We start from the raw sequence: 24,351 nt of genomic DNA on the forward strand, positions 1-24,351 counted from the left end.
CGCCTCACGCCGCCGGGAAAATCTTCGCCCGGCGGATGATGACGGAACCGCGGTCTCCGGCGGCGACATCGTTTTCCGGCGGCACGTCGAATTCCAGAAGGTCGCCGCCATCGGTGCTGGCAATCACCCGGCGCTCGCCCGCACGGTCGAGAACCCGCGCCACAGAAGCCGGAATGCCCTCATGCAGATCTTCCCACTCCAGATCGCCGGGGCGGGCATAGATGTCCACCGCGCCATCGCCTTGAGCATAGGAAAAAGGCAGCTCGTTATCGCCGACATAGACCTTGCCGCCGCGCGCCACGCCGGACACCCGGTTGGCATCGCCCAGAAAGCGCATGACGAAGGCGCTGTTCGGCTGGCGGCAGACCTCCTTCGGCGTGCCCTGCTGTACGATCTCGCCCTGATTGAGAATAACCACACGGTCAGCAAGATCGAGCGCCTCTTCCTGGTCATGCGTCACGAAAATCGTGGTGATGCCGAGCGAATCGTGAATCTCGCGCAGCCAGCGGCGCAGGTCGCGGCGCACATTGGCGTCCAGCGCCCCAAAGGGCTCATCGAGCAGAAGCACCTTAGGATCGACCGAAAGCGCACGCGCCAGCGCCACGCGCTGCCGCTGGCCGCCGGAAATCTGCGCCGGGAAACGGTCGCCCAGGCCATCGAGCTTCACCAGCCGCAGAAGCTCTTCGACGCGGGCATCGATTGCCGCCTTGTCCCGCTTCACCTTCGAGACCTTCATGCCGAAAGCGATGTTTTGATGCAGGGTCATATGCGGAAAGAGCGCGTAGTGCTGGAATACGAAACCGACGCCACGATCCCGCACCGGAATATTGGTGGCGTCCTCGTCGCCGAAAAAGATCCGGCCGCCATCGCTATATTCGAGGCCGGCGACCATGCGCAAAATTGTGGTCTTGCCGGAACCTGAGGGACCGAGCAGCGCCAGAAGCTCGCCGCTTTCGATATCCAGCGAAACATCGCGCACGGCGCGGAAGGTATCGAAGGTCTTCACCACATTTTCGAGGCGGATTTTCATGGGAATCAGGTCTCCGTGGCGATGGCGGCATCGCCGTTGGTCTTCTTGGCCCCGCGCCCGGCGCCGCGTCGTTCCAGCGCCACCTTGGCGATGATGGTGACGACGGCGAGGGTGGCGAGGATCGAGGCCGAGGCAAAAGCGCCGGCCGTCTGGTAGTCGTGGTAAAGCAGCTCGATATGCAGCGGCAGCGTATTGGTCTGGCCGCGAATATTGCCCGATACGACCGATACCGCGCCGAATTCACCCATCACGCGGGCGTTGCACAGCACGACGCCATAAAGCAGCGCCCATTTGATATTCGGCAAGGTGACAGAAAAGAAGGTGCGCCAGCCGGAGGCGCCAAGCGAGGTCGCCGCCTCTTCCAGATCGCGGCCCTGCGCCTGCATCAGCGGGATAAGTTCCCGCGCCACGAAAGGTGCGGTGACGAACATCGAGGCGATGACGATGCCGGGCAGCGCAAAAAGTATCTTGATGTCATGTGCATCGAGGAACGGGCCGAAAAGCCCCTGCAGCCCGTAAACGAAGAGATAGGCGACACCGGCGACGATCGGCGAGATGGAAAAGGGTATCTCGATCAGCACCAGCAGGAAGCGTCGACCGGGGAAATCGAACTTGGTGATCGCCCATGCGGCCGCAACACCGAAGGCCGTATTGACCGGCACGGCGATCAGCGCCGTCAGCACCGTCAGCATGATGGCGTGGCGGGTATCGGGATGGGTGATGGTGGCCGTATAGGCCTTCCAGCCCTGCGAAAACGCCTCGACGCCGATGATGATAAGCGGCGCCAGGACCAACAGGGCGCCTATGACCAGCACAAAAGAAATCAGGCTGCGGCGAACGAGAGGCGAGTCGCCGACGCGCGGCGGTTTGCGATGTGAAGAAACGGCGCTCATCTCTCAGCCCCTCACCGTATAACGAAGCGCACGCGCCTGCAGATAATTGGTCACCGCCAGCATCACGAAGGCGGTGATGAGCAGCACGGAGGCGATGGCGGCGGCGGCCTGATAATCATATTCCTCCAGCCGGATGAAGATCAGCAGCGCCGTGATTTCCGTCGAAAACGGCTGATTGCCGGCGATGAAGATGATCGCCCCGAATTCGCCGAGGCTGCGGGCGAAGGACAGCGACAGACCGGCGAGCAACGCTGGCGTCAACAGCGGCAGGATGATCTTGCGGAAAATTTCGAGATCGGAACCGCCGAGCGACTGCGCCGCTTCCTCAAGCGCCGGATCGAGGTCTTCCAGCACCGGTTGCACGGTACGCACAATGAAGGGCAGGCTGGTAAAGGCCATCGCCACCATGATGCCGAGCGGCGTATAGGCCACCTTGATGCCGAATTGCGAAAGCACCGAGCCGAACCAGCCATTGCCTGCGAACAGTGTCGTCAGCGCAATGCCGGCAACGGCGGTCGGAAGCGCAAAAGGCAGATCGACGATGGCGTCGACGATGCGCCAGCCGGGAAAGCGGTAACGCGTCAGCACCCAGGCGAGCGCCAGCCCGAAGATGACGTTGAACAGCGTGGCAGCCAGCGCGCAGAGCACGGTAACACGATAACTGGCCACAGCGCGCGGCGAGGAGATGATCGACCAATATTCGGCAGGGCCAAGGCTTGCCGCCTTGAACACCAGCGCCGAGAGCGGCAGAAGCACGATGATGGCAACGTAAGTCAGGGTAACGCCAAGGGACAATTTCAGCCCCGGCAGAACATTCCGCTTCAAACCCCGCCCCCCATTCATCAAAAAGCGACCCGGCGGTTTCCCGCCGGGTCTTTTACCTGTTGCGTATCGCTGTGATTAACGGCTGCCGTAAAGCGTATCAAGCGTCGCGCCGGATGCAAAATGCTCTTTCTGGATTTTATCCCAGCCGCCGAAGACCTCCTCGACGTTGACGAGGCGAATGGCCGGGAACTTGTCCTTGAATTCGCCGACGACCTTTTCATTGTGGACGCGGTGGCCGAATTCGGCGGCGATGCGCTGGCCTTCCTCGGTATAGAGGAAGTCGAGATAGCTCTTCGCCAGATCGCGCGAGCCACGCTTGTCGACGACCTTGTCCACCACGGCGACCGGGAATTCGGCCAGCAGGCTGACGGAGGGCACGACGCCTTCCACCTTGTCTGCGCCATATTGCTTGGCGATGCCGCGCGTCTCGGCTTCGAAGGTGATCAGCACGTCGCCGATTTCACGCTCAACGAAGGTGGTGGTGGCGGCGCGGCCTCCCGTGTCGAACACCGGCGTATTGTCGAAGATTTTCTTGACGAATGCCTGAACCTTCGCGTCGTCGCCGTTGAATTTCTCCTTGGCGTAAGCCGTGGCGGCGAGATAGGTGTAACGGGCGTTACCCGAGGTCTTCGGATTGGGGAAAACAATCTTCACATCGTCGCGGGCAAGATCGTCCCAGTCTTTGATACCCTTGGGATTGCCGGCGCGCACGAGGAATGACGGGAAGGAATAGAAGGGCGATGCGTCGTTCGCAAAATCCTTCTTCCAGTCGGCGGAAACGAAGCCCTGCTTCACCAGAAAATCGACATCGGTGACCTGATTGAAGGTGACGACATCGGCTTCCAGACCCTCGACGATGGCGCGCGCCTGCTTGGAGGTGCCGGCATGCGACTGGTCGACGGCGATGCCCGGATGCAGCTTGATGAACGCCTCGTTCTCGGCCGCGAAAACTTCGCGGGCGACATCGTAGGATGCGTTGAGAATGGTGGTCGGAGACTGCGCCTGCGCCGCACCTGCAAAAAGAGCGGCAATGGCAGTACCGATAATGAGAAGACGTTTCATGAATACCCCCGGCAATTCGAATGGTGCTCAACATAGCGGGCGGCGGCAACGCCCGCGAGAAACAGTGATGCTTTCCGGGCGCGCGGATTGGAAATTTCACCCAAAGAATATCGACTCCAAAGGCGATGATTTCATATACGGCAAGAAGCCGGATTTCTTTTGCGCCGACCTAAAGACGATGATCGGGAAACAGATTGCCGGAGTGCGCGGCAAAATAAGGCGCAATGTCCTCCTCCCTCACCTCCTCCAGCCGTGCCGGTTGCCAGCGGGGATTGCGGTCCTTGTCGACCAGCGCAGCACGCACACCTTCGTAAAAATCATGCTGGCGCAATATTTCCATGCCGGCGGCAAATTCCCGCTCCAGGCATTCGATGAGGCTCGCGCTTTCCCGGCCGAGACGCAGCAGCTTCAGGGTCAGTTTCAGACTGGTGGGGGAGCGTTTTTGCAGGACCTCAAGGGTCTCGCGCGAAAACGCATCCTGGCGCGCCGAAAGTGCGGCGACAATCTCCTCGACCGTGTCGAAACGGAATGTCGCGTCGATGATCTCCCGATTTATGGATAAAACGCCTTCACCAGCCTCGACTGCGTGCGCCGCAATTGCCGTCTCGATGCTGTCCGTATCCGCCGCTTGCGACAGATCTTGGACCAACCCGTCGAGACGGTCCGAAGGAACAAGATAATCGGCAAAACCGGCATAGATGGCATCGGCAGCGGTCACGGCATTGCCCGTCAACCCCAGCCAGGTGCCGCATTCGCCCGGCGCCCGTGGCAAAAGCCAGGAGCCGCCGACATCCGGGAAGTAACCGATACCGGTTTCCGGCATGGCGAGTTTTGTGCGTTCCGTGACGATGCGGTGGCTGCCATGGGCTGAAATGCCGACACCGCCGCCCATGACGATGCCGTCCATCAGCGCGATATAGGGTTTGCCGAAGCGGGCGATGCGATAATTGAGCGGAAATTCTTCCCGCCAGAAATCAAGCACCTGCGGATCGCCCGCCTTGCCGAGATCGTGAATGATGCGGACATCGCCCCCGGCGCAAAGCCCCCTGTCGCCTTCCCCTGTAAGGACCACACAGGAAATATCGGCATCCTCTTCGAAACGCTGAAGCGCCTGAAACAGGTCGCGCACCATGGGCAAGGTCAGGCTGTTGATGGCCTTCGGGCGGTTGAGGCGAATGATGCCTGCCGCTCCCCGTTTTTCGACGATGACCTGCGCATCCGCTTTCGTTCTCTGTTCCAAGACTGCCTCCTCCGCTGCCCATTCACCCGGCCATCTTGGCGGGCCGGGCGCGATCACGCAACGTTGATCTTGTTCTGCGGGAACGTCTTTCGCTCAAACCGCTTTAACGGGCAGAAAATGCCGGAAATCCGTTTTCGCAATGCAGCATGTTTGCTTGACGCCCGGAAAATCATGGCATGTAATGGGTTCTGGAAATGCCGGCATTGATTCCTGTCGAGCGTGTGCCGGACCAAAGCGGAATGTCGCCTTCTCATAGGCGCTGTAAACAGCAACGGGAGACGAGCATGCAGGTTTCGGAACACGAATGGATCAGTAAACGGGCATATACACTCTGGGAAAAGGAAGGCCACCCCCATGGGCGCGACGCGCACCATTGGGAACAGGCCAAGCACGAATTTTCGCTGCTGAAGACATCGGAAGCGACGAAACCCGCAACGCGCAAGAAGGCCGCTCCCAAGGCCGCCGCTGTGGAAGCCGCACCGGATGCGCAAGCCCCGGCAAAACCCAAGGCCCGTGCCCGCAAGGCTGCCGCCGCGAAATAACGGCTCGTAAAGCTCAACTGAAGCCATAAAAGAAAAAGCCCGACGATCATGCCGGGCTTTGTCTGTTTAGAGCGGGTCACAACCCGGATCGCCGATCCGGCAGCCATTGCGGAAATTTTCCCCGGCAGGCGCACGGCGCGTGTCATCCCACTGGCGACGCTCTGGGCGACGCTGGCCTTCATCCTGGTTCTGCTGGCCATTGCGGTCGCGGTTTTCATCTTCCCAGCGGCGGCGGTCGTCGTCGCGACGCGGCCTGTCCTGATTTCTATCACCCTGGTTCCAGTCGCCGTAGCGACGTTCCCAGCGTCCGTCATTCGGGCCGCCCTGACGGGGATCACGCCACTCGTCGCGGCGACCATCACGCCAGTCGTCCCGGCGTCCGTCACGCCACTCGTCACGCGGACGCGGACGATCCCATCCGGCGCTCGGAGGCGGGGCGTTCCAGTACCCGCCGGACGGCGGCGGACGGCGCCAGCGGTCGCGCTCGCGGTAGAAGTCGCGGTCACGATAATAGCGGTCCCAATAACGGCCGACTTCGAAGGTGATCACCGGCACGCCGAGATCGCGGTAATAACGCGGTTCCACATAGACCCGGTTCTGCCGGTAGGTCGTGGCGATATAACGCCCGGCTACCCAGCCCCGACCGCCCACGAAAGAAACATCGCACCACGGCGTATCGGAAAGGCAGCCGTGCACGGTGAGCGGCGCACCATTCGGGATAACCACGACGGCCGGATAAGCCGTGCTCGGGCCGGAGCGCATATTCACATTCGCGGTGGCGAAACCCCGCGTCGCAGCTTCGGCAAGTGCCGGCGCGGCGAGCATGGCCACCAGCGCAATTGCGCCAAATAGTTTTTTCTTCACTTCTTTCTCCTCAAGCAAAGGACCGCTTTGCCCTTGTCGGCATCCACCCTGTTCGATGGACCAGTATGCGTTCCACATACTGCCACGACCGGAAAATACGCGGTTCTGCATGAACGCAGCATGAAACAAATGAGGGATCCAATCAGTTCCACCTGCGGCAATCAGCGCCCGATAAATCGCCGCCGGAGTGGACCGCCGGTCTTGACTTCGGGGGGCAATCATCCGACTTCAATGCAACAGCAATATGGAGCAGAACCATGAGCGAAACCGCACAGACGACCGTCGACCAGAGCGAAGTGGATCGCTTCTCCGCGATGGCTGCGGAGTGGTGGAGCCCGACCGGCAAGTTCCGCCCGCTGCACAAGTTCAATCCGGTGCGGCTCGAATATATCCGCAACCGCATCTGCGATAATTTCGGCCGCGACCCAAAGGCGCACCGCCCGCTGGAAGGGCTGCGCATACTGGATATCGGCTGCGGCGGTGGCCTTCTCTCCGAACCCGTTGCACGCATGGGCGCAGATGTGGTGGGCGCCGATCCCTCGGAAAAGAATATCGGCATCGCCTCCACCCATGCCCGCGAAAGCGGGGTCAGCGTCGATTACCGCGCCGTGACTGCCGAACAGTTGCAGGAAGCCGGCGAAACCTTCGACGTCATCCTCAACATGGAGGTGGTCGAGCATGTGGCCAATGTCGATCTCTTCGTCACCACCTGCGCGAAAATGGTGCGCCCCGGCGGCCTGATGTTCGCCGCCACCATCAACCGCACGCTCAAAGCCCGGGCACTGGCGATCTTTGCCGCCGAAAATGTGCTGCGCTGGCTGCCGCGCGGCACCCACCAGTATGAAAAGCTCGTTCGCCCGGAAGAGCTCGAGCGGCCGCTGGTGGCGAGCGGCATGGATATCGTCCACCGCACCGGCGTCTTCTACAACGTGCTGCAGGATCGCTGGAATCTTTCGCCGGATATGGATGTCAACTACATGATGCTGGCGAAGCGGCCGGCGCAGGGGTAAACCCGGACGCTATTTGCGTGAGGTCGTCCTAAAGAAATTCAGTTGACGTCGTCGGGCAGCACCGGCAGCGGCGCGATCTCGATACCCTCGTCCAGCAGGGCCTTGGCGTCCTGCGCCGAGGCATTGCCGATGATGCCGCGCTCATCCGCTTCGCCATAGTGGATCTTGCGGGCTTCTTCCGGAAATTTATCGCCGACATCTTCCGCATTGGCGCGGATATTGGCAACGGCCTCGCGGATTTTCGCAAGCGCCTCTTTTCGGGCGGTATCCATCGCCAGCGTCTGGCGTTCGTCTTTCTTGCGGGCGGTGGAAACCGAAGGCGCCATCAAAAGCTTGGAGACCTGCACGGAATTGCAGACCGGACAGGACAGGAAACCGCGCTGCAACTGATCGTCGAAATCGTCGCTGCCGGCAAACCAGCCTTCGAACTCATGGCCCTTTTCACAGGCCAGCGCATAACGGATCACGCCGCTTCACCTCCGGCAGGTTTCAGGGGAATAACCGTATCCAGACCGAACTCGCGGGCATTGCGGAGATTGGGAATTTTCCCGCGCGCGGCAGCCACCAGCGACGTATCGATCTCGGCGAAGATGATCTCTTCGCCAGCGCCGCCGGCAACGGCCAGAACCTTGCCCCATGGGTCGATGATGATGGAATGGCCGAAGGTCTCCCGCCCGTCCTCATGCACGCCGGCCTGCGCGGCGGCGATGACGAAAGCGCCGTTTTCGATGGCGCGGGCACGCAGCAGGATTTCCCAATGCGCCTCCCCCGTCTGTCGGGTGAAAGCCGCCGGAACAGTCAGAACCTCCGCACCTGCCAGCGCTTCCGCGCGGAACAGCTGCGGGAAACGGACGTCATAGCAGATTGCGAAGCCGAATTTCCCCAGCGGAAGTTCGGCGATACGCGCCACTTCGCCGGGTTGATAGGCAGCGCTTTCACGCCAGCTTTCACCATTGTCGAGATCGACATCGAACATATGGATCTTGTCATAGCTGCAGATGCGCGAACCATCCGGCGCGAAGAGAAAACCGCGATTGGCGATCTTGCCATCCGGGCGGGCAATGGCCGTGGAGCCGACATGGACATGAATGCCGAGTTCGCGGGCTAGACGGGCCGCCGTCGCAACGATGATATCGCCATCGTCATCACGCAGTTGCGCACGCAGCGCCTGCCGGTCCTTCTGGATTGCGCCCGTCATTTCCGGGGTCTGCACATAAACGGCGCCCTCGGCCGCAGCCGCACGCACCAGCCGTTCCATATCGGCGGCGTTTCTTGCCGGATCGACGCCGGAGCGCATCTGAATGGCGGCAGCCTTGAAAACCATCACATCCTCCATACCCGCAAGGTCGCGGCCGATCAGGCGGCCAGCAGCGCGTCCAGTTTACCGGCGCGCTCCAGCGCGTGCAGATCGTCGCAACCGCCCACGTGCTGGCCGTTGATGAAGATTTGCGGGAACGTCGTTCCGCCGGATTTCTCGATCATTTCCTGCCGGTATTCCGGCGTCGTCGTGGCGTTATATTCGGCATAATCCACGCCCTTGCTGTCCAGCAGCGCCTTGGCGCGCGCGCAATAACCACAAAAATCCCGCGTATAGATCGTCACCGGTGCCATGTTTTCAAAGCCCTCGCAAACGTGCGGTCAAACGCACGATAAAGTCATGTCATTCAGGTTTCATATAGGCCCGGAAATGGCCATTGCAAAGGTCAAAACCGTCACATCCGCGGCACCGGCCCTGCGCAGGGCGCGGCTTGCCGCACCCACCGTCGCACCAGTGGTATAGACGTCGTCCACCAGCACCACGCGCCTGCCATGAACATCTGTTTCCCGGCCGGGTGCGAGCGCGAAAGCGCCGCGCACATTATCCCGCCGGGCGAGTGCGGAAAGCCCCACCTGCCGCTCTGTCGGCTTCACGCGCAGCAGCGTGCCGGCAAGCAAGGGCTTGCCGGAGGCCCTGGCCAGATGCCGCGCCAGCTCGGCGGATTGATTGAAGCGGCGGCGCAGGAAACGGTTGCGATGCAATGGAACGGGCACGATGCAATCACAGGCATCCACCGTTCCGTTACTTGCCCTCAGCATCCACAGCGCCATCAGGCGGGCGAGATCGGTCCGGTCCTGATATTTCAGCCGGTGCACCAGCTTGCGGGCGGTTCCCTCATGGCTTGCAACGGCGCGCAGCCGGTCAAAAGGCGGCGGTTCGGCAATCGCCTGTGCGCTCACGAAACCATCTCCGTGATCCCGCGCGAAGGGAATGCCCAGAACCTCGCAAAACGGGCGATCGATAAAGGCCACATCCCGCCAGCAATCCGCACATAAGGCGCCCTCGCCGCCGGTCATGCGGGTGCAGCCCGCGCAGGTTGGCGGGTAGACCATACGAAAGACCGCGCGCCACATGTCTCCCGCCGCCGCCGGCACGGCCGCAGACTTCGACAGCAAACCCGAAAACAGACTTTCACCAGCACCCATGAGGTTGACTTTACCGCCGAACGGGTGCCTTTGCGAGAGCGATAGTTCCTTCCCGACACCGGGAAAACGATGCCGCAGGCGGCATGAGACCAACGATACGGCCCGCCAATCCCGAAGGCGTTTGAGGCCGAGCAGGCAAGACGATGGATATTCTCTTTGACCAGGCCCTGATCGAACAAAACCGTCGCCGGGCGTGGAACCGGCGCGACGACAAGGCCCTGTTTCTTCTCGATATGGCGGCCGAAGAGCTGGCCGACAGGCTTGCCATCGTCGAGCGCCAGTTCGAGACCGCAATCGAACTTCACGGCGGCACCGGCGTCACCGCCCGGCGGCTGGCGGAGACCGGCAAGGTGGATACCATTCGCCGTATCGAAACCGAGAGCTGTTTTGCGACAGATGCGAATATTCCCGACGCCGCTTCCATGGAGCATCTGCCGCTCGAGGAGGCCTCCGCCAACCTCATCGTTTCACCGCTTGCCCTGCATCTGACCAACGATACGCCCGGCGCGCTGATCCAGATCCGGCGGGCATTGAAACCGGACGGCCTGTTCCTCGGCGCCATTCCCGGCAGCGGCACCCTGCAGGAACTGCGCGACGTGCTGCTGACCGCCGAGGCGGAACTGACCGGAGGCGCCAGCCCGCGCGTCATTCCCTTCGCCGATGTCCGCGATGTCGGCGCGCTTTTGCAGCGCGCCGGCTTTGCGCTCCCCGTGACCGATGCGGAAAGCTACACCGTGCGTTACGATTCGATTTTCCCGCTGATGCGCGATCTGCGCGCCATGGGCATGGCCAATCCGCTGGCAAGCCGCAGCAGAAAGCCGCTCAACCGCGCCTTTTTCCTGCGCGCGGCGGAGCTTTACGCCGAACGATATTCCGATCCTGACGGGCGGATAAGGGCGACATTTTCCATCATCTATGTATCGGGCTGGGCGCCGCACGAAAGCCAGCACAAACCGCTGAAACCCGGCTCCGCCAAGGTGCGGCTCGCCGATGCCTTAAAGACAACCGAGGTGAAGCTGTCCTGAGCGGTCAGCCGAAAGGCTTCAACTCGCCAATGTGTCTACGATGAACTGAAACACGGCATTGATATTGCTGCTTATGCTGCCTGCGCCAGCGATGAGGGCGGCGGAAATCAGCCCGGCGATCAAGCCGTATTCAACCGCTGTCGCACCGTCTTCGCTTTTGCAAAAATTGATAAAAAAATGCAGCACAGGATATTCCCCATCCGCCATCCGGTGCGTTGCGACAACCGGCATCTGCCCTGTTGAAATCAACTCTATCGTAGGTCGGCGATGTGAGGAATCCGTTACCTTTGATGGTAAACGATCAGCAACCGCTCTCGTTGCTATAACCCCTGACCACGCAGGGCATTTCCGGCATTGGCTGGGTGATGCTGCGACGGATGGAATAGGTCTTGCCCACATCGGTCTTCTTGATGGAGCCCGTGCTGATCATGTCGTAATTATCGGGAAACTGCGCCACCCGCGTGGAGGATTTTCCGGCAAGCATGGGAGTGACGATGAGTGAGAGCGCGATAACCGCCGTGCCGAAAAGCAGCGCCACATTGAGTACGCCGGTGCGACGGGATTTGTGGGAATACAAGTGACGACCTTCCACCGTCTTCCAGAAATCCTCGTTCATGAGCAACCTCGTCTCGCGCAGTTTACCGCTTCTTTAGCTTAACAATCTGCCAGAGGGTGCTGAACGATCTCTTAACACAGCCCCGTTTTGGCACGGCAAAGCGCTGCAAACGGGGCATTTTCACGAAGCTGTGACGGGATAATACGCGAGGACCTCGGGGGCTTCCCGATTTTATAGCAAATCCTGCAGGAAGGGGATGAGCGGCTCATCGGCCGGCGGCATGGGGTAATCGCGCAGTGCCTGCGGCTTCACCCATTTAATCGCCTGCCCTTCCCGGCCGTGTGCAATGCCCTCATAACGGCGGCACACATAAAGCGGCATCAGGAGGTGAAAGGTCTCATAGGTGTGGCTGGCAAATGTCAGCGGTGCGAGGCAAGCGACCTTGGTTTTGATACCCAGCTCCTCGTCCAGTTCACGAACAAGGGTTTCCTCCGGCGTCTCGCCATGCTCCACCTTGCCGCCCGGAAATTCCCACAGGCCCGCAAGCGACTTGCCTTCCGGACGCTGCGCCAGAAGAATGCGGCCATCCTGATCGAGAAGGGCGCAGGCGGCGACCAGCAGGATTTTTTTGCCTGCCTCGCTCATTCGCCGGCTCCCTTGCGCCAGTAACGATAACGATAGGCCTCGGAGAACCCGAATTTTTGATAAAGGGCGATCGCCGGCGCATTGGTGGAAACCACCTGCAGCCAGGCGGTTTTTGCGCCGCTGATTCTTGCCCAGCGCAGTGCCGACGACAAAACCTGCGTGCCGAGGCCCTTTTTACGCTGCGACTTTTCGACATCGAGGGAGATGATGCCGGCAAGGTCATTATCCTGCACGCAGATCACGGTCGCGAGCGGATTGCCTTCCACTTCCTCATTGATAAAGAGGCCGAGCGCCGGCTTGATGGAGCTGACGATTTCCGCAATCGCCGGACGGAGCGCCGGATCGCTATCGCTGACCTTGATGCTCGCCTCGACAAAACGGCCGATATCGTGGCTCGGCAGGCTGACCAGCGTTTCGGGCAGCTCCATGCCGGAGAGATCGGCCGTCATGACCGTGACCTCTTCGAACACGGACCAGCCGTCATTCGAGAGAAATTCTCTCAGCTGCGGCGGCATCAGTGTCGTTTCGCGCACCACCAGCGGTCGGCCGAAATCTTCAAAACGCTTGCGCGCCTTTTCCAGCCGCACCGCGCTGTTTCCGTAATCGGACGGGTCGAGCGGCACCACGCAGTTGATGCGCTTGGAGGGGTGCGAGCCCGTCAGGCGGATTTGCCAGCTACCGTCATAAATCACCGACGAGGCAGGCCATGCCCGGAAGCTGACGGCTTCCAGACGGCGAACCAGCGGCAGATTGACGGCCTTATTGTCCTGCATTCTCTTCGGCTCCAACGGTCAGCTCCGATAGTCGCCGTTGATCGCAACATATTCTTTCGTCAGGTCACAGGTCCAGACGGTGGCAGTGCCCTGACCGAGACCTATATCCACCTTCACCGGAATGTCTTCGAGACGCATCACCGCGCTGGTTTCCGCCTCCGAATAATCCGGGTCGCGCTCGCCGTTGACAGCCACGCGCACGCCGCCGAACCAGATGGCGAGGCGGTCACGGTCGGCCATTTCGCCGGACTTGCCGACGGCCATGACGACGCGGCCCCAATTGGCGTCTTCGCCGGCAACCGCGGTCTTCACCAGCGGCGAATTGGCGATGGAAAGGGCAATCTTCTTGGCGGCGGCATCGTTTTCCGCACCCGTTACGGTGACTTCCACCATCTTGCGCGCGCCTTCACCATCGCGAACCACCTGCAAGGCAAGGTCCTTCAGAAGATCGTTCAGCGCGGCGCGGAAGCCGGCAAGGCGCTCGTCGTCGGCGCTCGTTACCTTCACCTGGCCGTCTTCAGCGGCAGCACCTGTCGCAAACAGCATCAACGTATCGGAGGTGGAAGTGTCGCTATCGACCGTCACGGAATTGAATGTCGGGCCAACACCGGCAGACAGCAGCGACTGCAGGGCGGCGGGCTCGATATCGGCATCCGTCACCACGAAAGAGAGCATCGTCGCCATATCCGGCGCAATCATGCCAGCACCCTTGGAAATGCCGTTGATCGTCACGATCACGCCGCCGATCTCGGCGGTGCGGGTCGAAACCTTGGGATAGGTGTCGGTCGTCATGATCGCCTTGGCGGCTTCCTGCCAGAAATCGGCTTCCGCCCTGACATTCATGTCGCCGAGAACGCCGGCAAATTTCGAAGCATCCAGCGGCTCACCGATCACGCCCGTCGATGCCAGGAAGACCTCGCCCTCGGAGCAACCAACGGCAGCGGCGGCGGATTTCGCCGTCAATTCGGTCGCGGCCTTGCCCTTGACGCCGGTAAAGGCATTGGCATTGCCGGAATTGACCACCACGGCGCGCGCCACGCCGCCGCCGAGATTGGCGCGGCAGAAATCGACCGGGGCGGAAGGGCATTTTGATTTGGTGAAGACGCCGGCGACGCTTGCCGGTTTGTCGAACACCATCAGCAGAACGTCGGTGCGGTTCTTGTACTTGATGCCGGCGGCGGCCGTCGCCATGCGAACGCCGCGCAGCGCAGGCATGTCGGGATAGGATTTCGGAGCGAGCGGAGAAACGGCAACGGACATGGGAAGCGCCTGAAATTCTGGAAAAGGGGTCTGGAATGCCTGAGATGAAACGGGGCGGCCCATAGCCGCCCCGTAACATTTGTTTTTACTGCTGCGGCTGAGCCTGCTGTTCCTTCGTGGCTTCGTCGTAGCCCTTCTTCAGCGTCTCATCCATGATTTCGATCTTCTGGTCGGCCTTTGCCTTCTCGATGAGGGCAACGTACTTGTCACGCATGACAAGCTGACGAACCTGCGGCTCGACCTGCTCGAAAGCCGGCGGCGGTGCGATGCGCTTGTCTTCCAGCTTGATGACGTGGAAGCCGAACTGGGTCTTCACCGGAGCCTTGGTGAAGGCGCCCTTTTCGAGACCGAAAGCGGCTTCTTCGAATTCCGGCACCATGCGGCCCTTGCCGAACCAGCCGAGATCGCCGCCGTCATCCTTGTTGGAATCGGTCGACTTTTCCTTGGCGAGCGCGGCGAAATCCTTGCCCGAATCAAGCTGCTTAATGATGTCCTTGGCTTCGTCCTCGCTGGCGACGAGAATGTGCGCGGCCTTGATTTCCTCCTCCTGCGGCAGAGCTGCGACTTCCTTGTCGTAGCGAGCCTTTACTTCGTCAGCGGTAACGGCATCGACCACGTGCTTGCGGAAATAGGCGTTGTGCAGCTCACGGTCCTGGATGAATTCCATGCGCTTCTTGAAATCTTCAGTCTTTTCCAGACCTTCGGCGCTGGCGTTCTTCACCAGAAGCTTGACGTCGATCGCGCCGGAAAGGGCTGCAACCTTCTTCTGCTCATCGGGAAGCTGCGCGAGCTGCGGGTCGAGGTTGCTCATGGCGAGGTCGAGTTCGGACTGGTGGATTTCCAGATCGCCGACCTTGGCGACAACCTTGTCTTCCTGTGCGAAAGCCGGAAGCTGGAGGCCGAGCGTGGCCACAATCACCGCAGCCGCAATTTTATTATAGCGCAACATTTTGAACCTTTCGGGGACAATGCCGGCTCCAGACATGGTTTCCGGCTCTGAAAAAACTTCCAAACACCGGATTGTGGCCATTCTGTAACGGGCAGAACCGTTGACATCATTTGCCCCCCCTCTTATCTGTCACGCAACCTCGCGTCCAGATACGTTGAAGGGCGAAGTCCGTCATTTATGCTGAAATCGGCGTGACGGAGAAAAGCGCCCGGCAAAACGGAATTTCAGAAAGGGCCAGTAAGATGGTCAGTCTCGGCGGAATAGCCCGCAAGTTGTTCGGTTCGGCAAATGACCGCCGCGTCCGCTCCTATAAAAGCAAGATCGCAGCCATCAATGCGCTGGAAGAGGCCACCAAGGCGCTCTCCGACGAAGCGCTGGCGGCCAAGACCGCTGAGTTCCGCCAGCAGCTTGCCGACGGCAAGACGCTGGACGACCTGCTGATCCCGGCTTTCGCCGTCGCCCGCGAAGCGTCGCGCCGCGTTCTGCATATGCGGCCCTTCGACGTGCAGCTGACCGGCGGCATGATTCTGCATGGAGGCGCCATCGCCGAAATGAAGACCGGTGAAGGTAAGACGCTGGTGGCGACCCTTGCGGTCTACCTCAACGCCCTTGCCGGCAAGGGCGTGCATGTCGTCACCGTCAACGACTATCTCGCCAAGCGTGACGCGGCCACGATGAGCAGGCTCTACGGCTTCCTCGGCCTGACGACCGGCGTGATCGTCCACGGGCTGGACGACGACCAGCGCCGCGAGGCCTATGCGTGCGACATCACCTACGCGACGAACAACGAACTCGGCTTCGACTATCTTCGCGACAACATGAAATATGACCGCGCCCAGATGGTTCAGCGCGGCCACAACTACGCGATCGTCGACGAAGTCGACTCGATCCTGGTCGACGAGGCGCGCACGCCGCTGATCATTTCCGGCCCGCTGGACGACCGTTCCGACCTTTACAACACCATCGACGCCTTCATTCCGCTGCTGACGCCGGAAGATTACGAAATCGATGAAAAGCAGCGCTCGGCCAACTTCTCCGAAGACGGCACCGAGAAGCTCGAGAACCTGCTGCGGCAGGCGGGACTGCTGAAGGGCGAATCGCTTTACGACGTCGAAAACGTCGCCATCGTTCACCACATCAACAATGCGCTGAAGGCCCACAAGCTCTTTACCCGCGACAAGGACTATATCGTCCGCAACGACGAAATCGTCATCATCGACGAGTTCACCGGCCGCATGATGCCGGGCCGCCGTTATTCCGAAGGTCAGCATCAGGCTCTCGAAGCCAAGGAAAAGGTGCAGATCCAGCCGGAAAACCAGACGCTTTCCTCCGTCACCTTCCAGAATTATTTCCGCATGTACGAAAAGCTGGCCGGCATGACCGGCACGGCCGCGACGGAAGCGGAAGAATTCGGCAACATTTACGGCCTCGACGTCATCGAAGTGCCGACCAACCTGCCGATCCAGCGTATCGACGAGGACGACGAGGTTTACCGCACTGGCGAGGAGAAGTTCCAGGCGATCATCACCGAGATCAAGGCGGCGCATGAACGCGGCCAGCCGGTTCTGGTGGGCACGACCTCCATCGAAAAATCCGAGCTTCTGGCGCATCTCCTGCGTCAGTCTGGCTTCTCCAATTTCCAGGTCCTGAACGCCCGTTACCACGAGCAGGAAGCCTATATCGTTTCGCAGGCCGGCGTTCCGGGTGCGGTCACCATCGCCACCAACATGGCCGGCCGCGGCACCGACATCCAGCTCGGCGGTAACGTCGACATGCGGCTTGAGCGCGAGCTCGAAGGCATGGAGCCGGGTCCGGAACACGACGCCAAGGAACAGGCGATCCGCGCCGAGATCAAAGTTCTGAAGGAAAAGGCGCTCGCCGCCGGCGGTCTTTACGTCATCGCCACCGAACGCCACGAAAGCCGACGCATCGACAACCAGCTGCGCGGCCGTTCCGGCCGTCAGGGCGACCCGGGCCGTTCAAAATTCTACCTGTCGCTTCAGGATGACCTGATGCGCATCTTCGGTTCCGAGCGAATGGACTCGATGCTTCAGAAGCTCGGCCTGAAGGAAGGCGAGGCAATCGTCCATCCGTGGATCAACAAGGCGCTGGAACGCGCCCAGAAGAAGGTCGAAGCCCGCAACTTCGAGACCCGCAAGAACCTTCTGAAATATGACGACGTGCTGAACGACCAGCGCAAGGTCATCTTCGAACAGCGCCTCGAGCTGATGGAAGCCGACAATATCGGCGAAACCGCAGCCGATATGCGCCATGAAGTGATCGAAACGCTCGTCACCAAGCATATTCCGGAAAATGCCTATGCGGAACAGTGGGATATTGCAGGCCTGAAGGCCGGCATCGCCCAGTTCCTCAACCTCGACCTGCCGGTGGAGGAATGGGCTAAGGAAGAAGGCATCGCCGAGGACGATATTCTCCAGCGTGTTACCGAGGCCGCCGACAAATACGCCGCCGAGCGCGCGGAACGTTTCGGCCCCGAGATCATGACCTATGTGGAACGCTCGGTCATTCTCCAGACGATCGACCATCTGTGGCGCGAACATATCGTCAACCTCGACCATCTCCGCTCGGTCGTCGGTTTCCGCGGTTATGCCCAGCGCGACCCGCTGCAGGAATACAAGGCGGAAGCCTTCGAACTGTTCCAGGCGCTGCTCGCCAATCTGCGCGAGGCCGTGACCGCCCAGCTGATGCGCGTGGAACTGGTGCAGCAGGAACCGCAGCAGCCGGAACTGCCGGAAATGACGGCGCATCATCTCGACCCCAATACGGGCGAAGACGAAATGGCGCTGGGCCAACAGGCCGCGCCCGCCGCCTTCGTGCCGGCCGAGGATCGCGATCCGGAAAACCCGGCCACCTGGGGTCGCATCGGCCGCAACGAAATGTGCCCCTGCGGCTCCGGCAAGAAATACAAGCACTGCCACGGCGTTTACGAACAAGCCTGAGGCAGTTGCTGACAGACAAATGAAATCGCCCGCACCTTCGGTTGCGGGCGATTTTCGTTGCACCCCTCGATCGCTGTTGACGGATATCGGCAATTTCCAATATGGGAGCCTGATCGTCTTCCGGAAAAAGCTTTCATGGCCCGTCGCGACTTTGCCGCTTATGTTTTTCTCGCACTCGCGTGGGGAATGTCCTTCCTGCTGCTTTTGCATGTCGTCGAGGCCTTCGGCTGGATCGGCGCGGTCACGCTCCGTTCGCTGGTCACCGCCGTCACCCTGTTTCTGATCGCGATTGCGGCGCGTCGAAAGCTCGCATTTTCCGCGAGCTGGCGCGCCTTCGCCGTCGTCGGCGCAACAACGGTCGCGGGACAGTTGATCGGCCTCTCCTATGCGACGCCGCTGGTCGGCACCGCCATGGCGGCCATTCTGGTGGCCACCATCCCGCTTTTTTCCATGCTCATCTCACAGGTCTGGGGACTTGAACGCCTGACGAAACAGGGCTTTGCCGGACTCATCATCGGCTTTAGCGGCATCTTGCTGCTTGTCGGCTTCCCCGCCGTGCCCGTCACGACCGGCTTCATCATCGGCTGTGCCGCCGCCCTCGCCGCCTGCATCTGCGCCGCCTATGGCAGCAACTATGCCAGCCGCTATCTCAAGGGCGTGGGTTCGTGGGAAATCACCATCGGCTCCTTTCTCACGGGCGGGCTGATGACATTGCCGCTTCTTCTGGCCGTGCCCCTGCCCGGAGCACCGCGCCTCATCGATTACGGTTATCTTCTCGTACAGGCGGTGGTCATGAGCGGCCTCACCTACATCACCTATTTCAAGCTTGTCTCCTCGATCGGCGCAACCAGGGCGATCAGCGTGGAATTCGCCGTGACCGTCGTTGCGGTCCTCGTCGGCGCGCTGGTGCTGGATGAGCCGCTTTCGCTTCCCCAGCTTTTCGGCGCCGGCATCATCATTCTGGGCTGTGCGCTGGTCCTCGATCTCATGCCAAGGAAAAAGGCTCCGCCCACACCCTCCGGGGCGTGAAGGGTTTATTAGCGTTTTCCACCAATAGTCGTGCTGGTCATTGCTGATCACACGGGATCGCGCCTGCGGCGCGAGGGAAAAATGCAACCGGGCAAATCAGACTACGAGCACTACTGGGACCCGCTAAGGGCGCTCCTCATGCTGCTTGGCATTCCCTATCACGCCTCCCTCCTCTACAGCTATGCCCTGCCATGGGACATCAAGGATTCCGACACCAGCCCGCTTCTGAGCGCGCTGGGCTCCGCACTCGTCACCTTCCGCATGCCGGCATTCTTTCTGGTGGCCGGCTATTTTTCCACCATGGTCATCGGCAGGAAGGGCAAGATGCGCTGGCTGAGACAGCGTTTCCTGCGCCTCGGCGTGCCCTTTATCATCGCGGTCCTTCTGCTCGGGCCATCACAGCTTTTCCTGCTGCAACTGGCCCGCGTCGCCAAAGGCGATATCCCGGCCGACCGGCTGCTTGAGAGCCTGCCCGGCCTGCTGCGCCCGAGCGAACAGTGGATCATGCATCTATGGTTCCTGCCGGCCCTTATCTTCTATTCGATCCTGCTTGCCGGCCTGCTGTTTCTCTTGGAACGTCCGCCAGTAGCCTATGTGAGAGATTGGTTCGGCAGCCTGCGGCAGGGGCATACCTCCCTGTTTTTCGCAATCCTCTGCCTCGTACCTGTTGTGTGGGAATTGACGATCTACGGATCCGGCCAGCTTGCAGCAAAAAGCGGAAGCGGCCTCTTTTTTTTCTATGAACGTGCTTCCGATCCCTATGCGCGTTACCTGCCATTCTTCCTCATCGGCGCGCTGCTGCACCGTGACCGCGCCCTCTTTCACCGCTTTCGCCAGACGGGCCTTCTCACCGGCGTCATCGCGGCGGGCACCATCGCGACGGCGGTGACCCTGCGCCTGCAATATCCCTTTTCGAATTCGGCCCTGCTGGTGCTGGTGTCGGCAATTGCGGCGGTGGCGGCGAGCCGTCTGTTGATAGACCTCGCCTGCCGTTATTTCGACAGGCCGAACCGCCTTGCCAGACGCATGACGGATGCGTCCTTCACCATCTACCTGTTCCACCATCCGCTGATCTACGCGTTCGGGACGCTGTTCATCCTCATTGCGCTGCCGCCCATCCTGGAATTCACCATCATCGTCGCGGCCACCACGACGGCGGCCTATATGCTGCATCAGGCGATACGCCTCAGCCCGCTCGCCCTTTTCCTGTTCAACGGCATCCGCAAGCCACGCGTGGCGGACGATATTGGCACACAGGCCGGCGCGTCCCAAACCCTTCGTTAAGGATGAAGCGCGTATGATCGGCCTGCCTATTCAACTGGAAATGATGGCGTGTGGATCATGGCTATCCTCAACACGGCGGAAAAAGCCTTACCCGCAGGCCTGCGCGCGAAGCTTTCGCCGCTGGTAGCGAAAGTCACCGTTGTTCTTTCCGGCGGGGATGAGGTCTCCCGCGCGCAGCGCATGGCGCTGGTTGCGTTTGCGGTGCGTATCGTCAGCGCCGGTATAGCCTTCATTTCCCAGATCATTCTTGCCCGCCTGATGGGCGAATTCGAATATGGCCTGTTCGCCTTCGTCTGGGTTCTGGTGATCCTGTTCGGCAATCTTTCCTGTCTCGGTTTTCACACCACGGTCATCCGCTTTTTACCCGGCTATCGTCTGGAGGATGCCCATGACAAGATCATGGGGCTGACCTCGACGGCGCGGGTCTTCGCCATGCTTTCGGCCAGCGCGCTTGCGATTTTCGGTTTCGTTTTCCTGTATTTCTTCGGCGAGCGCATCGCCTCCTATTATCTCATTCCCGTGTCGCTGGCGCTTTTCACCCTGCCGATGGTGGCGCTGGGCGATGTGCTGAACGGCACCGCGCGCGCCAATGGCTGGGCGGTCTCCGCACTCAGCCCTACCTATATCGTTCGCCCGGTGCTGATCCTGCTGTTCATGCTGGTGGCAATCGGTCTCGGCGCGGAAAAAACTGCAACGACGGCCATGCTGACGGCCCTTCTTGCCACCTATGTCACCACGCTTTTCCATTTCGCCTTCATGAACCGCAGGCTCAACCGGCATTTCCGCAGCACGGTCCGCAGGGTGCATTTCCGCCACTGGATAAGGTTCGCCTTCCCGATGTTCCTGATCGACGGCATTGGTTTTTTGATGACCAATTCCGATGTGGTGATCGTCGGGCTTTATCTGCCGCCGGATCAGGTTGGCATCTATTTTGCCGCTGCAAAGACCATCGTGCTGATGCAATTCGTGTTTTTCTCGGTGCAGGCGGCCGCCGCCCCGCGCCTGGCCGCCCTCATGTCGGCCGATGACCGGCAGGGGCTCGCCGGTTTCGCCAGCCAGGCCGCGCGCTGGGCCTTCTGGCCATCGCTCGGCGTCGGCAGCGTGGTGCTTCTGGCCGGCCCGTTCCTGCTGTCGCTGTTCGGTCCCGGCTTCGTTCAGGGTTATGAGCTGATGTTCTTCCTTTTCGCCGGTTTCCTCGCCAAGGCGCTGATCGGCCCGGGGGAAACATTGCTGAACATGGCCGGCAAACAAAAATTGTGCGTCGTGCTTTATATTATCATCTTCGGTTGCAACATTGCACTCAACATGGCGCTCATTCCGGTCTATGGTCTGGCAGGGGCAGCGGCAGCGGTGGCGATAGCCATGTGCATAGAAGCTGTGCTATTGCATATTGCCATTCGCCGCACACTCGGGATCGTCCTTTTTGCCTTCAACGATCCCCGGGCGGGTCAAAACACTGGGAAGGCGGTGTAACGATAAGCATGTCCAGCGATCCAAAGAATCCGGATTTTCAGGACCCGCGCATCGCGGCACTGATGGCGTCCGCGGAGCGTGACCGCCCCGTGGCCGACAGCAGCCGACGCGTGGGCCGCGATGGCCGGGAATTCTGCATCTATCCGGGTCAGCTCGGTTATGACATGCAGGAAGAACTCGACTTTCTGTCCAACCGCGTCATGGAGGCGAATGTCTTCTTCACCGGAAGGCTTCTCGCGCCCGCCATGCCGCGCATCGAGGACAAGTCCGTGCGCTTCGCCCTCATTCGCGATGAGAACGGCGCCAGAAGCCGCATGCGCTTCCTGATGCCCTTTACCGTGGAAAAGCCGGGCTTTTCCATTGGTCCCTCCATCATTCGCGTCTGGGCCAATCCATTCGGGCCGCTCGGCACGCCGCTGGTCGACACCGAAGGCGCCGCCGAAACCCTCGACAATCTTTTCGATGCGCTTTCCGACAGCAACATGCGTCTGCCGAATGTTCTGGTTCTGCCGGACATTCGGCTGGAAGGGCCGTTTGCCCGCATGTTCAAAGCCATCGCGCTCAGCCGCAACCTGCCGGTGACGACGACGGGCAATTATTACCGGCCGATGCTGGAGAGCCTTCTCGATGGCAGAGCCTATCTGCGAAACGCCCTTGCGCCGCACCATTTGCGCGAAATGAACAGGCAGTGGCGGCAACTCGAAAAACTTGGGGCCCTCTCCTATACCGTTACCCGGCAGCCAGCGGACGTGCGTTACCGTATGGAGGAGTTTCTGGCGCTGGAGGCGAGCGGCTGGAAAGGCCGTAAACGCACCGCGCTGGTCAACGACCGTTATCGCGCCGCCTTCGCCCGCGAGGCGATCACCAATCTGGCCGAAGCGGATGCGGTGCGTATCCACACCATCGATCTCAATGGCAGCGCCATCGCCTCCATGGTGGTGTTCATCACGGCGGGCGAGGCCTATACGTGGAAGACCGCTTTCGACGAGAGCTATGCGCAATTTTCTCCCGGCAAGCTGCTGGTGCAGAAACTGACCGACTGGCATCTGGACGATGCCAATATTCTGCGCAGCGACAGCTGCGCCGTGCCCGATCATCCGATCATGAGCCGCTTCTGGCAGGAGCGTCAGGAAATGGGCACGCTGGTCGTCGGGCTTGCCCAGAACAGCGACCGGGATGTGCGTCAGGTTTCCACGCAGGTGGACATGTACCGCAACACCCGCAACCTCGCCCGCAGCCTGCGGCAGAAAATCCTGTCCTTTGGACGCAAGGGCAATTGATCCGAAGGGCGCCAGTGGCGCCCTTCGAAGTTTTCTGACACGGGCAAAGCCTGCTTCAGCGCGAGGCCGTCCGGATCATCTTGCACAGTTTCGTCAGCGCCGCATCGTATCCGCCGCCCAGAATATCGACACAACGGCGGGCGAGCTTGATCTGCTCGGTCCGCGACATATCGTTATAGGCTTGCAGGGCATTGCGCATCGCGCCCGGAGACACTGTGCCCGAGCCGCCGGGACTGGTGGTGCTGCCGCCGGGATTTCCGGGCGTGCCGGTCGAACCGGAGCCGCCAATACCGACGCCGACGCCGAGACCGACACCGCTCGAGCCGCCCACATTGGCGCCGACATTGGCATTGATGCCGTCCGAGCCGCCAACGGAAGCGTTCACACCGGCATTGACGCCACTGGAACCGCCGACGGATGCATTGACATCCGCATTGACCCCACTGCTGCCGCCGACCGATGCGTTGACATCCGCACCCAGCCCGCCGCCGCTCCTGCCGCCGACATCCGCACTGGCGTTAACGCCACTGCTGCCGCCAACGGAGGCATCGACCCCAAGCCCGCCGCTGCCATTATCGCCAACACTGGCGTTAACCCCATTCTCGCCACCGATCCCGATATCCAGCGCATGGGCGTTGATCGGCAGGATCAGGCAGGCGGACAGTAATAAATTGCGAGAAAAAGCCCTCATAATTTCCTCCCTATGAGTTTGGCCATTCCCGCCCCGCGTGGAAACTCCACCCTGACATCATAATTCAATTAGTAATTGCGTATATTCTAATTTATTAGAGGTACCTAATATTACCCTAATGCCGCAACTGCAGGTGTCGCGATCCGGCACAGCCACCCTTCGCAATATTTTGATCGGCGGCCCGGCAAAGACGGAAAACCGCACGCGCAAACACGCGCAATTCAAAAAGGATAAGTCAGCTTTGGGGTTGCACGCATGGCCTTGAGCATGATAGACGCCGTGGCATTACCACCGTTGCCCCAATGGCGGAATTGGTAGACGCGCCGCACTCAAAATGCGGTTCCGAAAGGAGTGCTGGTTCGATCCCGGCTTGGGGTACCATTTCCTAAAAGCGCATTGATTTCTCTAAGCTTTGACCAGCTGGTGCGGCCCCTAACGAATTTCCCTGGAGCGGGTCTTAGGGGGCGGATGCCCCGTAACAACTTTCCCCGGCCGTA

The 24,351-nt window shown here is 60.6% G+C and carries 25 protein-coding genes and 1 tRNA gene; 9 read left to right on the top strand and 17 right to left on the bottom strand.

All coding sequences use genetic code 11. The annotated features are described in order from the left end of the window. Nucleotides 1-4: 4 nt before the first annotated feature. From PH605_RS06385 to PH605_RS06405, 5 genes are all read right to left on the bottom strand, one after another. A complete protein-coding gene (locus PH605_RS06385) occupies nucleotides 5-1,030 on the bottom strand; it encodes a sulfate/molybdate ABC transporter ATP-binding protein (protein ID WP_003522562.1) in 1,026 nt (341 codons plus the stop codon). 5 nt (nucleotides 1,031-1,035) lie between these two features. After that, on the bottom strand, nucleotides 1,036-1,923 hold the full coding sequence (cysW, locus tag PH605_RS06390) for a sulfate ABC transporter permease subunit CysW (protein WP_059753564.1): 888 nt from the start codon (nucleotides 1,921-1,923) through the stop codon (nucleotides 1,036-1,038). 3 nt (nucleotides 1,924-1,926) lie between these two features. Beyond that, nucleotides 1,927-2,766, bottom strand: a complete 840-nt coding sequence (gene cysT / locus PH605_RS06395) for a sulfate ABC transporter permease subunit CysT (RefSeq protein ID WP_078053429.1) — start codon at nucleotides 2,764-2,766, stop codon at nucleotides 1,927-1,929. Nucleotides 2,767-2,823: 57 nt separating this feature from the next. After that, nucleotides 2,824-3,810, bottom strand: a complete 987-nt coding sequence (cysP, locus tag PH605_RS06400) for a thiosulfate ABC transporter substrate-binding protein CysP (protein WP_142844709.1) — start codon at nucleotides 3,808-3,810, stop codon at nucleotides 2,824-2,826. A gap of 169 nt (nucleotides 3,811-3,979) precedes the next feature. Then, nucleotides 3,980-5,050, bottom strand: a complete 1,071-nt coding sequence (locus PH605_RS06405; RefSeq protein WP_142844710.1) for an enoyl-CoA hydratase/isomerase family protein — start codon at nucleotides 5,048-5,050, stop codon at nucleotides 3,980-3,982. A gap of 284 nt (nucleotides 5,051-5,334) precedes the next feature. Between PH605_RS06405 and PH605_RS06410 the strand changes: the two genes are divergently transcribed. Next, a complete protein-coding gene (locus PH605_RS06410; protein WP_080857395.1) occupies nucleotides 5,335-5,592 on the top strand; it encodes a DUF2934 domain-containing protein in 258 nt (85 codons plus the stop codon). Nucleotides 5,593-5,658: 66 nt separating this feature from the next. Here PH605_RS06410 and PH605_RS06415 read toward each other — a convergent pair whose 3' ends face one another. Next, entirely contained in the window at nucleotides 5,659-6,456 is a 798-nt protein-coding gene (locus PH605_RS06415) for an SH3 domain-containing protein (protein ID WP_142844711.1), read from the bottom strand. A 257-nt stretch (nucleotides 6,457-6,713) separates the two neighbouring features. Here PH605_RS06415 and ubiG point away from each other — a divergent pair, with 257 nt between their 5' ends. After that, nucleotides 6,714-7,466: a bifunctional 2-polyprenyl-6-hydroxyphenol methylase/3-demethylubiquinol 3-O-methyltransferase UbiG gene (gene ubiG / locus PH605_RS06420; RefSeq protein ID WP_065657110.1), complete on the top strand. Its 753-nt coding sequence runs from the start codon at nucleotides 6,714-6,716 to the stop codon at nucleotides 7,464-7,466. Nucleotides 7,467-7,504: 38 nt separating this feature from the next. Here ubiG and PH605_RS06425 read toward each other — a convergent pair whose 3' ends face one another. From PH605_RS06425 to PH605_RS06440, 4 genes are read right to left on the bottom strand one after another with little or no spacing between them, the layout of a single operon-like run. Continuing rightward, on the bottom strand, nucleotides 7,505-7,933 hold the full coding sequence (locus PH605_RS06425; RefSeq protein WP_003522554.1) for a DUF1178 family protein: 429 nt from the start codon (nucleotides 7,931-7,933) through the stop codon (nucleotides 7,505-7,507). Then, entirely contained in the window at nucleotides 7,930-8,790 is an 861-nt protein-coding gene (locus PH605_RS06430) for a carbon-nitrogen hydrolase family protein (RefSeq protein WP_142844712.1), read from the bottom strand. Before PH605_RS06430 ends, PH605_RS06425 begins: the two co-directional genes overlap by 4 nt. A 32-nt stretch (nucleotides 8,791-8,822) precedes the next feature. Then, nucleotides 8,823-9,077 (bottom strand): glutaredoxin 3, encoded by a 255-nt coding sequence (gene grxC / locus PH605_RS06435; RefSeq protein ID WP_003522552.1) that lies wholly within the window; start codon nucleotides 9,075-9,077, stop codon nucleotides 8,823-8,825. Between the two features lie 60 nt (nucleotides 9,078-9,137). Continuing rightward, nucleotides 9,138-9,929, bottom strand: a complete 792-nt coding sequence (locus tag PH605_RS06440; protein ID WP_142844713.1) for a ComF family protein — start codon at nucleotides 9,927-9,929, stop codon at nucleotides 9,138-9,140. 143 nt (nucleotides 9,930-10,072) lie between these two features. Between PH605_RS06440 and PH605_RS06445 the strand changes: the two genes are divergently transcribed. Beyond that, nucleotides 10,073-10,954, top strand: a complete 882-nt coding sequence (locus PH605_RS06445) for a methyltransferase domain-containing protein (protein ID WP_142844714.1) — start codon at nucleotides 10,073-10,075, stop codon at nucleotides 10,952-10,954. 18 nt (nucleotides 10,955-10,972) lie between these two features. Here PH605_RS06445 and PH605_RS06450 read toward each other — a convergent pair whose 3' ends face one another. The 6 genes from PH605_RS06450 to PH605_RS06475 form a co-directional block, all read right to left on the bottom strand. Then, nucleotides 10,973-11,185, bottom strand: coding sequence for a Flp family type IVb pilin (locus PH605_RS06450; protein WP_078053424.1), 213 nt, complete (start codon nucleotides 11,183-11,185; stop codon nucleotides 10,973-10,975). Nucleotides 11,186-11,255: 70 nt separating this feature from the next. Next, nucleotides 11,256-11,570 (bottom strand): hypothetical protein, encoded by a 315-nt coding sequence (locus PH605_RS06455; RefSeq protein WP_065657104.1) that lies wholly within the window; start codon nucleotides 11,568-11,570, stop codon nucleotides 11,256-11,258. A 171-nt stretch (nucleotides 11,571-11,741) separates the two neighbouring features. Continuing rightward, nucleotides 11,742-12,155, bottom strand: coding sequence for an 8-oxo-dGTP diphosphatase MutT (gene mutT / locus PH605_RS06460; RefSeq protein ID WP_003522547.1), 414 nt, complete (start codon nucleotides 12,153-12,155; stop codon nucleotides 11,742-11,744). Continuing rightward, the gene (locus PH605_RS06465) at nucleotides 12,152-12,928 is read right to left on the bottom strand and encodes a GNAT family N-acetyltransferase (RefSeq protein WP_065657103.1); all 777 of its coding nucleotides are present in this window, start codon (nucleotides 12,926-12,928) and stop codon (nucleotides 12,152-12,154) included. The genes mutT and PH605_RS06465 overlap by 4 nt, the downstream gene beginning before the upstream one ends. Before the next feature lie 18 nt (nucleotides 12,929-12,946). Beyond that, entirely contained in the window at nucleotides 12,947-14,188 is a 1,242-nt protein-coding gene (gene argJ / locus PH605_RS06470) for a bifunctional glutamate N-acetyltransferase/amino-acid acetyltransferase ArgJ (protein WP_065657289.1), read from the bottom strand. A gap of 85 nt (nucleotides 14,189-14,273) precedes the next feature. Beyond that, nucleotides 14,274-15,137 (bottom strand): peptidylprolyl isomerase, encoded by an 864-nt coding sequence (locus PH605_RS06475; RefSeq protein WP_142844715.1) that lies wholly within the window; start codon nucleotides 15,135-15,137, stop codon nucleotides 14,274-14,276. Between the two features lie 242 nt (nucleotides 15,138-15,379). On the opposite strand from PH605_RS06475, the gene secA reads away from it, so the two are divergent. The 5 genes from secA (at nucleotide 15,380) to PH605_RS06500 (ending at nucleotide 23,163) form a co-directional block, all read left to right on the top strand. After that, nucleotides 15,380-18,097 carry a preprotein translocase subunit SecA gene (gene secA, locus PH605_RS06480; protein ID WP_142844716.1) on the top strand — a complete coding sequence of 906 codons (2,718 nt, stop codon included), beginning with the start codon at nucleotides 15,380-15,382 and terminating at the stop codon, nucleotides 18,095-18,097. Between the two features lie 135 nt (nucleotides 18,098-18,232). Next, nucleotides 18,233-19,126 carry a DMT family transporter gene (locus PH605_RS06485; RefSeq protein WP_142844717.1) on the top strand — a complete coding sequence of 298 codons (894 nt, stop codon included), beginning with the start codon at nucleotides 18,233-18,235 and terminating at the stop codon, nucleotides 19,124-19,126. 81 nt (nucleotides 19,127-19,207) lie between these two features. Further along, nucleotides 19,208-20,410, top strand: coding sequence for a glucans biosynthesis protein MdoC (mdoC, locus tag PH605_RS06490; protein WP_142844718.1), 1,203 nt, complete (start codon nucleotides 19,208-19,210; stop codon nucleotides 20,408-20,410). A 57-nt stretch (nucleotides 20,411-20,467) separates the two neighbouring features. Beyond that, complete coding sequence (gene uppV, locus PH605_RS06495; protein ID WP_142844719.1) at nucleotides 20,468-21,883, top strand: Wzx-type polysaccharide biosynthesis protein UppV; 1,416 nt, start codon at nucleotides 20,468-20,470, stop codon at nucleotides 21,881-21,883. A gap of 8 nt (nucleotides 21,884-21,891) precedes the next feature. Beyond that, nucleotides 21,892-23,163, top strand: a complete 1,272-nt coding sequence (locus PH605_RS06500) for a GNAT family N-acetyltransferase (protein ID WP_065657099.1) — start codon at nucleotides 21,892-21,894, stop codon at nucleotides 23,161-23,163. A gap of 55 nt (nucleotides 23,164-23,218) precedes the next feature. On the opposite strand, the gene uppQ is transcribed toward PH605_RS06500, so the two are convergent. Next, a complete protein-coding gene (gene uppQ / locus PH605_RS06505) occupies nucleotides 23,219-23,854 on the bottom strand; it encodes a polysaccharide biosynthesis GNAT family N-acetyltransferase UppQ (RefSeq protein ID WP_142844720.1) in 636 nt (211 codons plus the stop codon). A 296-nt stretch (nucleotides 23,855-24,150) separates the two neighbouring features. Here uppQ and PH605_RS06510 point away from each other — a divergent pair. Next, a tRNA-Leu gene (locus tag PH605_RS06510) sits at nucleotides 24,151-24,235 on the top strand. Nucleotides 24,236-24,351 lie beyond the last annotated feature (116 nt).

The organism is Agrobacterium sp. CFBP 3001 (genome assembly GCF_027871605.1).
Taxonomy (GTDB): Bacteria; Pseudomonadota; Alphaproteobacteria; order Rhizobiales; family Rhizobiaceae; genus Agrobacterium; species Agrobacterium leguminum.